Annotated in this window: 8 protein-coding genes; 1 reads left to right on the top strand and 7 read right to left on the bottom strand. The window is 57.4% G+C overall.

The window, feature by feature from the left end; translation table 11 throughout:
- The 7 genes from WCG50_RS14810 to ccsA all read right to left on the bottom strand — a co-directional run.
- Positions 1 to 311, bottom strand: a 311-nt coding sequence (locus WCG50_RS14810) for a ribonucleotide-diphosphate reductase subunit beta (protein ID WP_336900373.1), incomplete at its 3' end; no start/stop codon positions are given.
- A 130-nt stretch (positions 312 to 441) separates the two neighbouring features.
- A complete protein-coding gene (locus tag WCG50_RS14805) occupies positions 442 to 3,372 on the bottom strand; it encodes a ribonucleoside-diphosphate reductase subunit alpha (protein WP_336900372.1) in 2,931 nt (976 codons plus the stop codon).
- 227 nt (positions 3,373 to 3,599) lie between these two features.
- A complete protein-coding gene (ampD, locus tag WCG50_RS14800) occupies positions 3,600 to 4,205 on the bottom strand; it encodes a 1,6-anhydro-N-acetylmuramyl-L-alanine amidase AmpD (protein WP_336900371.1) in 606 nt (201 codons plus the stop codon).
- Positions 4,192 to 5,667 (bottom strand): sigma-54 dependent transcriptional regulator, encoded by a 1,476-nt coding sequence (locus WCG50_RS14795; protein ID WP_336900370.1) that lies wholly within the window; start codon positions 5,665 to 5,667, stop codon positions 4,192 to 4,194. The genes ampD and WCG50_RS14795 overlap by 14 nt, the downstream gene beginning before the upstream one ends.
- A gap of 4 nt (positions 5,668 to 5,671) precedes the next feature.
- A complete protein-coding gene (locus tag WCG50_RS14790) occupies positions 5,672 to 7,363 on the bottom strand; it encodes an ATP-binding protein (RefSeq protein ID WP_336900369.1) in 1,692 nt (563 codons plus the stop codon).
- Positions 7,364 to 7,582, bottom strand: a complete 219-nt coding sequence (locus WCG50_RS14785) for a PP0621 family protein (protein ID WP_336900368.1) — start codon at positions 7,580 to 7,582, stop codon at positions 7,364 to 7,366.
- Positions 7,579 to 8,382: a cytochrome c biogenesis protein CcsA gene (ccsA, locus tag WCG50_RS14780; protein ID WP_336900367.1), complete on the bottom strand. Its 804-nt coding sequence runs from the start codon at positions 8,380 to 8,382 to the stop codon at positions 7,579 to 7,581. The genes WCG50_RS14785 and ccsA overlap by 4 nt, the downstream gene beginning before the upstream one ends.
- A 76-nt stretch (positions 8,383 to 8,458) precedes the next feature.
- Between ccsA and ffh the strand changes: the two genes are divergently transcribed.
- The coding region (gene ffh, locus WCG50_RS14775; protein WP_336900366.1) for a signal recognition particle protein at positions 8,459 to 9,771 on the top strand (1,313 nt) is incomplete at its 3' end.

Below are 9,771 nucleotides of genomic sequence, written 5' to 3'. Positions count from 1 at the left end.
CGCTCGTCTTCGGTCAGGCCGTTAGGATCTTTCCACAAGGCAATGTCACGCGTCATGTTGACTTCTTGCGGCATCCAATGGTTGGCGCAGCTGGAAAGGTACTTTTCCCAAGCCCATTTGTATTTGAAGGGAACCAGTTGATTGACGTCGGTCTTGCCATTGATGATGCGTTTGTCGGCCGCATTGACGCGGCGAGGACTGCTGGCAAGTGTGGCTGAAGGCAATGAGGGCTCCATCGGTTGGCTGCTGGTTAAGCCGTGTGCAAAAGGCAATGGCGGGGTAGGCTTAAGTTCTTCGTCCCAGGTCAACATATATTTTCCAATCCTCGGATTATGAGAGCAGCGAAATGAAATGAAAAGTATTCATTCACATCGCTGACATATTGTTTAAGAGATGTTGTGCAGCAACATCGCCACAACACCGTTCACGCCCACTAAAGTCTTATTGACATGACTCACAGGTGGGGTCGTCGACACCACAAAATTTGACATCGGTTGCGGGTCCTGATGCCATCTGTATTTTTGCGGCCGCTGCCGCTGCATCCATGGCGCTCATGCCCGTGTTGACGGGTTGCGTATCGCTACCCGACGAAACCGCATTCATGCGACCCGCTGCCACTGTTGATTTTTCAACATGGGTGGCCGACATGGTGCGCAGGTAGTAGGTGGTTTTCAGTCCGCGAATCCACGCCAGCTTGTAGGTGTCGTCGAGTTTTTTGCCGGAGGCGCCTGCCATATAAATGTTCAACGATTGTCCTTGATCGATCCATTTCTGACGACGCGCTGCGGCCTCTACCAGCCAGCGTGTTTCGACTTCGAAAGCAGTGGCATACAAAGACTTGATGTCAGCGGGAATCCGGTCAATCGGTTTCAAAGAGCCATCGAAATGTTTCAGGTCCATCACCATCACATCATCCCAAAGACCCAGTCGTTTGAGGTCGCCAACTAGGTAGCTGTTGATGATGGTGAACTCGCCCGAGAGGTTGGACTTGACGGACAGGTTGCCAAAGCACGGTTCGATGGAGGCATCCACGCCAATGATGTTGGAAATAGTGGCGGTGGGCGCTATGGCTGTGCAGTTGGAGTTGCGCATGCCGTCGCGGGCAATCTTCTGGCGCAACGCGTCCCAGTCAAGCGTGGCAGAGCGGTCAACTTCCACAAAGCCACCACGTTCTTTGGCCAACATGTCAAGGGTATCAATCGGCAAAATTCCCTGGTCCCACAGTGAACCTTTGAAGCTGGCGTACTGACCCCGTTCACGCGCCAGTTCGGTCGAGGCCCAGTAGGCGTAATAGCAAATGGCTTCCATGGACCGATCGGCAAACTCAACCGCAGCATCACTGGCATAGGGAATTCGCATTTCATACAGACTGTCTTGAAACGCCATCATCCCCAAGCCCACCGGGCGGTGACGCGTGTTGGAGGTGCGCGCCTTTTCTACGGCGTAGTAGTTGATGTCAATCACGTTGTCGAGCATGCGCATCGCGGTGGTGATCGTCTTTTGCAGCTTGACGTGATCAAGTACTTTGGATCCGTCGGGCCCCGTTTTCAAATGCTGCAACAGGTTGACTGAGCCGAGGTTGCACACTGCGGTCTCCGTGTCGCTGGTGTTGAGTGTGATTTCAGTACACAGATTGCTGGAATGAACCACGCCGCAATGCTGCTGCGGCGAGCGCACATTGCAGGCATCCTTGAACGTGATCCAGGGGTGGCCGGTTTCAAACAGCATGGTGAGCATTTTTCGCCACAGGTCGGCGGCCTGCACAGTGCGTGCTGGTTTGATGTCGCCGCGTGCTGCCTTGGCTTCGTAAGCGACGTAGGCGGTCTCGAATTCGCGGCCGAATTTGTCGTGCAGGTCCGGCACGTTGTTGGGCGAAAACAATGTCCATTCGCCTTTTTCCATCACACGGCGCATGAACAAGTCAGGGATCCAGTTGGCCGTGTTCATGTCATGTGTTCGGCGGCGATCATCCCCGGTGTTTTTGCGCAATTCCAGGAACTCTTCGATGTCGAGGTGCCAGGTTTCCAGGTAGGTGCAGACCGCACCTTTGCGCTTGCCGCCCTGGTTAACCGCCACGGCCGTGTCGTTGACCACTTTCAGGAAGGGTACCACCCCTTGCGACTCGCCATTGGTGCCTTTGATGTGAGCGCCCAAGGCCCGCACGCGGGTCCAGTCGTTGCCCAGTCCACCAGCAAACTTGGACAACAACGCGTTCTCTTTGATCGCATCGTAAATGCCACCCAGGTCGTCGGGCACGGTGGTCAAGTAGCAGCTGGAGAGTTGTGAACGCAAGGTGCCACTGTTGAACAGCGTGGGCGTGCTGGACATGAAGTCAAAAGACGAGAGCACCTCATAGAACTCAATAGCGCGCGCTTCGCGGTCAGCTTCGTTGAGAGACAGGCCCATGGCCACGCGCATGAAGAAGGCCTGAGGCAATTCAATGCGGGCTTTGCTGATGTGTAAAAAGTACCGGTCATACAGGGTTTGAAGACCGAGGTAATCAAACTGCAGATCCCGATCGGCTTTCAGTGCGGCAGCCAGTCGTGGCAGGTCAAACTGAAGCAGCTTGCTGTCGAGTAACTCGTGGTCAACGCCATTTTTAATAAATCCGGGGAAGTAGTCGACGTAGGCTTGTGCCATCTCGGTTTGAATCACGTCCCGGCCCAAAACTTCTTTGGCAATCGTGTGAAACAACAAGCGCGCCGTTGCGTAGGTGTAGTCGGGGTCTTTCTCGATCAACGTGCGCGCAGCCAGCACCGAAGCTTTGTACACCTCATCCATTGGAACGCCGTCATACAGATTGCGCAAGGTCTCGGCCATGATCGGTTCCGGCTTGACGTCAGCACCCAGACCGGCGCAGGCCGACTGAATCAGGCCATTTAGGCGGTCCAGATCCAGCACAATCCGCTGCCCTTGGTCCAAGGCATGGAGCACGGGTGTCGGGGGCGTCTCCTGGCTAGCTTGGGTGGCGCGTTCCTGGGTGCGCTTTTCACGGTAGAGCACGTAAGCGCGTGCGACCTCGTGGTGACCACTGCGCATCAAGCCCAGTTCAACCTGGTCTTGAACGTCTTCGATATGAAAGGTTCCACCGCCCGGGCGTGAGCGCATCAGGGCGCGAATCACGGCTTGCGTCAAGACCTCGACGGTTTCCCGAACACTGGCCGATGCGGCGCCTTGGGTGCCGTGAACGGCCAGAAAAGCTTTCATCATTGCCACGGCAATTTTGGCGGGCTCAAAAGGCACGACAGCGCCGTTGCGGCGCAGGATTTGGTAGTGACTGAATACGTTGGCCACGGTGCTGTTGACCGCGTCAGCGTTAGGCTGCGTCAACGTATCGGGTGAGGTCGGGTGGGGTTTTAAAACGGCTTGCATGGGTTTCCTCGTCTCGAGCTTTGTTTTAGGGGGTGGAGTGACGCTGCGAACGACATCAAAACCAGACGCTGAGCGACGGTTTTGGTCAGCAGGACACACTATATATGGGGTTCGGCCTGAATTCAAGCACTACCGGTAGTGTATCAACCGAGGGCTGAATTTTTCAGCACAGCAGGTAAGACCGAGGCCGGGCAGGGTCTTTTTTTATCTGGCGGGCGTGGAAATGCTCAGCTTATAGCGCCCAGGCCCTCGGGCAGAAACCGGTTTGGCAGGCCCAGCGATCGCTGTAAACGAGCCCAGTCGAAGCCACTTCCCGGGTCGGTTTTGCGACCGCGTGCAATGTGTTCGTGGCCAACGATGTCCGCTATTGGTTGGTGTTGCAGGATGGCTGCGCTCAAAGAGGCCAGCGTTTCATACTGTCGGTCATCAAACAGGCCGCCTTCAATGCCTTCCAGCTCAATGCCGATCGAGTGATCGTTGCAGTTGCTGCGCCCCCGGTAGCTCGAGACGCCGGCGTGCCAGGCTCGGTCAAGGGTGCTGACAAACTGCTGCAGTTCGCCTTGACGCCGGATGAAGAAATGCGCCGACACCTGCATGCCTTGAATGCTCTTGAAATACGGGTGCTGATCCCAGTCGAGTTGGTTGGTGAACAGCTGTTCAACTTCCTTGCCACCATACTGACCCGGCGGCAGACTGATGGAGTGCAGCACGATGAGATTAATCGTTGCATGTGCCGGTCGAGGGCCGAAGTTGGGTGACGGTTGCCGTCCCGCAAATCGGTACCAGCCGGCATCCCAAAGCGGCGACAGGGGCAGCAACTCAGGCGTGTTCATCGTCAGAGTCGCTGCTGGTGGTGTCAATATTGAGGCGGGCGATCCGGTAGCGGATTTGTCTCAGGCTCAAGCCAAGTCGTGCTGCTGCGGCGGTGCGGTTAAAGCCGGTTTCTCTTAGCGCCTGAACCAGAATTTCGCGCTCTTGGCTGTCAAGATGGCCTTGCAAGTCACTCGGGATCGTGGCCGTGTTCTCTTCGATGCATGGTGAGGAAGCGCTCGGTGTAACGGGTTCAGGCGCGAGGGCCTGAAAGCAGGAGGGCTCAATTTGCAAGTCATCTTCATCGCTCAACGTGACGGCGCGGTGCAGCAGGTTTTCTAACTCGCGGACGTTGCCAATCAGCGGGTCAAGTGCCAGTTGATTGAGTACGGCGGTAGGCAGTACGGGCAGCGGAATGTTGGCTTCCAGTGCAATCCTGCGGAGCAAGGCGGTACACAGTGCAGGCAGATCTTCCCGGCGTTCACGCAGGGGCGGAATCACGATTTCGATCACATTCAAGCGGTAATAAAGATCTTGCCGAAAGCGACCGGCCAGCACTTCGGCCGCCAAGTCTTTGTGGGTGGCGCTGATGATCCGCACATCGACCGGTTCTTCTTGCGTGGATCCGATCGGACGCACGTAACGCTCTTGTATGACGCGCAACAGCTTGGACTGCATGGCAAGCGGTAAGTCGCCAATCTCATCGAGAAACAAAGTGCCGCCATGGGCCGCTTGAAAAAAACCTTCCCGGTCTTGGGTGGCGCCGGTGTACGCACCTTTTTTAGATCCGAAAAACTCCGCCTCCAGCAGGTTTTCAGGAATCGCGCTGCAGTTCACAGCCACCCAGGCGCTTGCTGTGCGGTGGCTGTTGGCGTGGATGGCGCGGGCCACCAACTCCTTACCCGTGCCAGACTCACCCCGGACCAGGATTGGGGCCATGCTGCGTGCGACTTTGACAATCCGTTCCTTGACCAGCTTCATGCTGGGGGATTCGCCTGCCAGTCGCCTTAACGCGGCTTCGCCAGCGGCGCTGGGAGCCAAGCTGTCTTCGGCTCTTCTTTGCAGCGGTAGCGCGCGGTTGACTGTGGCCGTCTTGGCGCCAGTGTCTTGCACCGCGGAGGCGATGACATTGCGAAACTGCTTGAGATCCACCGGCTTGGTCAAGTAGTCAAATGCACCCGCTTTCAGCGATTCCACCGCATTCTCTGCTGAGCCATAGGCAGTGATGACAACACAGCGTTCGCTACGTTGTTGCGCCTTTATTTGATGAAGCAAGGTCAACCCCATGCCGTCGGGCAGGCGCATGTCGGTAATGATCGCGTCAAACTGTCGTTCGCTCAGGAGTTGCATTGCATCGGCCAGGTTTTCGGCGGTTTCTACCCGGTAGCCTTCGCGCAAGAGTGTCAATTCGTACAACGTCCTCAAGTCGGGTTCGTCATCGACCACCAGAATTTTGGCAGAACTCGTCGGTGTGTTGGTGGCCATGGCGTTAGATATGTTTGGTGCGGAATGTCATCAGGAATTCATTGCCTTCTACCGGCGCGCTCCGGACGTTGCGCAAGCTTCGATGGTAAGCAATGGAGGCGCCATGCCCCTCGCACAACTCGCGGCAAATGTAGAGGCCCAATCCACTGGAGCGGCTCTCTGAGGAGAAAAAAGGTTCAAACAAATGCCGCTCAACCGATTGATCCATGGGCTGGCCATCACTCCACACGCTTAGCTCCCCCTGCCCCATCGGCGAGGTGCCTGTGGATACCTGAATGGCATCAAGTTGCGTGCTGGCATAGCGTCTGGCGTTGTCGAGCAGGTTCACCAGAATCCGGCGCAGGTGTTCTGACTCGAAGCGCACCTCAATATCTCTAGGCGATAAAGCTATCCGAAGCCGGTGGTCGCTTTCGGTCTGACTTTGCCAGTCACGGCAAATTCTTGTCACTGCCTCGTTCAGGTCGAGAGAGCTGGAGGTGAGGGCATTTTCACGCTGTTGAACGCCTGAAATATTCAGCACCTCTTCCACGATTTTCCCCAACCGCTTGGCGTTTTGTTGCACCATCTGGGTGAGTTGTTTTTGTTTGGGATCGGTGAGGTCTTCGTCAAGCAAGGCATTGGCCTGGGCAATGGCTGCCAATGGGTTGCGAATTTCGTGAGCCACAGCAGCAGACATGCGGCCCATGCTGGCCAGTTTTTCGGTGCGAATCCGGGCCTCCATCTCTCGCTGATCTTGCAAGAACATGACGCACAAACTCTCCTCATCACTGTCATTGGAGGCTGTCAGTTGGGTGCGTGCCCGCAAACGCCTGGGACCCTGCCCCATGTGATGAATGGTGACATCCGCCTGCTGGGCTGCTTTGTTTGAAAAACTGAGGTTCATCAGGTCGATTAATCCTTGCCAGCCGATTTGTGAAGCCAGATTAAACGAGTTGTGCCGACGGGTTCGATCGGCTCCGAGAAGTTGGCGAGCCGCCGGGTTGGCTGCTCGCACCAAACCGAGCGAGTCGACGACCAAAATACCGTCCGTCAGGGACTCAATCACAAGCTCGTTGACTTGCCGCTGTACGCGCGTAGCCAGTTGACTGCGAACCGCCCGAAGCTCGACATTGGCCAGTCGTGTAGCGATCTGGCTGGCCAGAAAGGCAATGCCGAAACAGCCTGCACCGGTCAGTGCGGCCTGCAAAAAATGGGCGGTGGTCTCTAGGGGGGCCTGGGCTGAAGCCCAAGCTGCATGGCCAAATAACATCATCGTCACACCAGCCGCCGCGGCCAGTGCCAATAGGAGCGAGCCCAGGACCGAGGCCGCCAAAACAGGCAAGGCGAACAAGGGTTGGTAGTTGATGCTGTTGCCCTGGATGACTTGCAGGGCCGCAAAAACCAGAACGTCAATCCCGATGGTCACGATCCACTGGGTATCAAAGGTTCGGCTCAGGTGGCGTGGACGAGCCAGCAGGCGCACCGCAAGCGTTGCTGCAAAGTAACCCGTGCAAAGGATGATCAGTGTGACGTCTCGGGTCGTCCCAAGCGCAAAAAAAGCGCCCTGAAGCAGGATCAACCCCACGCCCAGCGTAACCCGTGCGGTCATGAAGCCGCGCCAGATGCGCTCGAACTCCTGGGGGTTGTCTGCCGGTTCAAGTCCCGGTTCAAGCAGGGAGGGGCCGAACCAGGACTGTGCTTCTGGCGGCACGCTCATTCAGGACTCCGCGCGGTGAAGATGATCTGCGCTGCAGTACACCCCATTTTTACCGTGAACGACGTCCACCAGCGGGAGGTGCACGGCGCAATAGGTGCAGCGCACCATCTCGAGCGGCTTTGGCGAGTCCTTGGAGGCTGGTTTTGAACTTGAAGGCCGGTTGGAGCGCCAGAGCCAGATGCCGAACAGCACCACCGAAAGTATCAGCAGTAATTTCATGCAGACCGCCCAAGAACGATCTCCATAACGAAGCGTGATCCGACGTAGGCCAGCAAAAGTAGGCCAGAGCCGATGTACAGAACCCGCACCGCGCGCCTGCCACGCCAGCCGAAGCGCGCCCTGCCAATCAGCAAAATAGAAAACGCCAACCACGAGAGAACCGAAAACGCCGTCTTGTGGTCCCATTTCAGAGGTGTGTTGGCGCCATACAGTTGCTTCTCAAACACAAAGCCTACCAGGAGGGTCGCGGACAACAACAGGAAGCCCGCGCTGACAAAGCGAAACGTCAGGCGCTCCATGGTCAAAAGTGGCATGCCACTGTGTGGATCGGCAGCCAACCGAAAGCGCTCTTCAGCCCGTGTCATGAACCAGGCATGGACCACGGCAACGCCGAAAAGTCCGTAGGAGGCAATCCCCAGAGCCCAATGCAAGGGTAACCAGGGTGAGGCATTGGCGCTCAAAGGGTTGCCAGGAAACAGGGTGGCTAGCACCACAGCCACCGCACCCAGCACTGATAGCGTCCAGCGGGTTTGCAGTAGCGGGTAAACATGGCTTTCAACGGCGTAGACCGCAGCTACCAGCCAGGCTGTGACGGACAAGGCCGGCGCAAAACCAAAGCGGGGCTCGGCGCCAAACAAGCTCCATGCCAGCAAGGCGCCATGGAGCAACCACGCCAACCGCACAGCCACGCGCGCTGTGCGCGCACCCAGCCGAGCGGCGCCGATGGCGGACACTGCGTAGGCCACCGCGCTGCCGGTCGCCAAGGTCAAACTTAAGGGGGTAGCACTGGCTAAAATCATGGGTACAGTTTAGCGTTTTGCATATTGCCATGTCTGTTGGCTCCCAACCTGGGTTCCGTTGATCGGAATACTCTCTATGGCCTCCGCCCTTACCGATAAATTATCCCGCCTCGTTAAAGAAATTCGAGGCCAGGCCCGCATCACCGAATCCAACGTAGCCGACATGCTGCGTGAAGTGCGCATGGCCTTGCTTGAGGCCGATGTGGCCCTGCCCGTGGTGCGCGATTTCATTGCGCGGGTCAAAGAAAAAGCCTTGGGGCAGGACGTGCTGGGCTCGCTCTCGCCGGGCCAGGCGCTGGTCGGCATTGTTAACAAAGAACTCGCGCTCACCATGGGCCAGGGTGTCAGCGACATCAATCTGGCGGCCCAGCCCCCGGCCGTGATCCTGATGGCCGGTTTGCAGGGGGCTGGTAAAACCACCACTACCGCCAAACTGGCCAAGCACCTGATTGAGAAGCGCAACAAAAAGGTGTTGACCGTGTCTGGCGACGTTTACCGCCCGGCCGCTATTGAGCAGTTGAAAACAGTGACAGCCCAAGCGGGTGCCGAGTGGTTCCCCAGTTCACCCGACCAAAAGCCGGTAGATATTGCCTTGGCCGCTTTGGACTATGCCCGCAAGCATTACTTTGACGTGCTGCTGGTCGATACCGCCGGTCGTCTGGCGATTGATGAAGCGCTGATGCGTGAAATCAAGGACCTGCACGCGGTACTGAACCCAGTGGAAACCTTGTTTGTGGTTGACGCCATGCAAGGCCAGGATGCGATCAACACGGCCAAGGCGTTCAAGGACGCCCTGCCGCTCACCGGCATCATCCTGACCAAGACCGATGGCGATTCACGCGGCGGCGCGGCGCTGTCGGTGCGACAGGTCACTGGTGCCCCCATCAAGTTCGCCGGTACCAGCGAGAAGCTGGACGGCCTCGAAGTGTTTGATGCCGAGCGCCACGCCGGGCGTATTCTGGGCATGGGCGACATTCTGGCGCTGGTCGAACAGGTTACGGCGGGCGTGGATGTGGCTGCGGCTCAAAAGCTGGCGGCCAAGATCAAGAGCGGCGCCAGCTTTGATTTGAATGACTTTTTGGCCCAGATCCAGCAAATGAAACAGATGGGCGGCCTCGCCAGTCTGATGGACAAGCTGCCCGCCGCGATGGCGGCCAAGGCCGGTCAGGTCGATATGAACAAGGCCGAGAAAGACATCAAACGCAAGGAAGGCATCATCCACAGCATGACGCCGCTGGAACGCCGCAAGCCCGAGCTCATCAAAGCCACCCGCAAGCGCCGCATCGCCGCGGGTTCGGGCGTGCATGTGCAGGAAGTCAACCGCATGCTCAAGGAGTTTGAGCAGATGCAGGACATGATGAAGAAGATGAAGGGCGGCGGCATGATGAA

Origin of the sequence: Rhodoferax sp. (assembly GCF_037143375.1) — a bacterium.
In the GTDB taxonomy this organism is placed as follows: domain Bacteria; phylum Pseudomonadota; class Gammaproteobacteria; order Burkholderiales; family Burkholderiaceae_C; genus Rhodoferax.
This window is presented reverse-complemented; position numbering and strand designations above follow the sequence as displayed.

What these genes read in the sequence shown, in the direction of transcription:
- ccsA (WP_336900367.1), bottom strand. Translation starts at nt 8,382, where the DNA reads ATGATTTTAGCCAGTGCTACCCCCTTAAGTTTGACCTTGGCGACCGGC.
- ampD (WP_336900371.1), bottom strand. Translation starts at nt 4,205, where the DNA reads ATGAACACGCCTGAGTTGCTGCCCCTGTCGCCGCTTTGGGATGCCGGC.
- WCG50_RS14790 (WP_336900369.1), bottom strand. Translation starts at nt 7,363, where the DNA reads ATGAGCGTGCCGCCAGAAGCACAGTCCTGGTTCGGCCCCTCCCTGCTT.
- WCG50_RS14805 (WP_336900372.1), bottom strand. Translation starts at nt 3,372, where the DNA reads ATGCAAGCCGTTTTAAAACCCCACCCGACCTCACCCGATACGTTGACG.
- WCG50_RS14785 (WP_336900368.1), bottom strand. Translation starts at nt 7,582, where the DNA reads ATGAAATTACTGCTGATACTTTCGGTGGTGCTGTTCGGCATCTGGCTC.
- WCG50_RS14795 (WP_336900370.1), bottom strand. Translation starts at nt 5,667, where the DNA reads ATGGCCACCAACACACCGACGAGTTCTGCCAAAATTCTGGTGGTCGAT.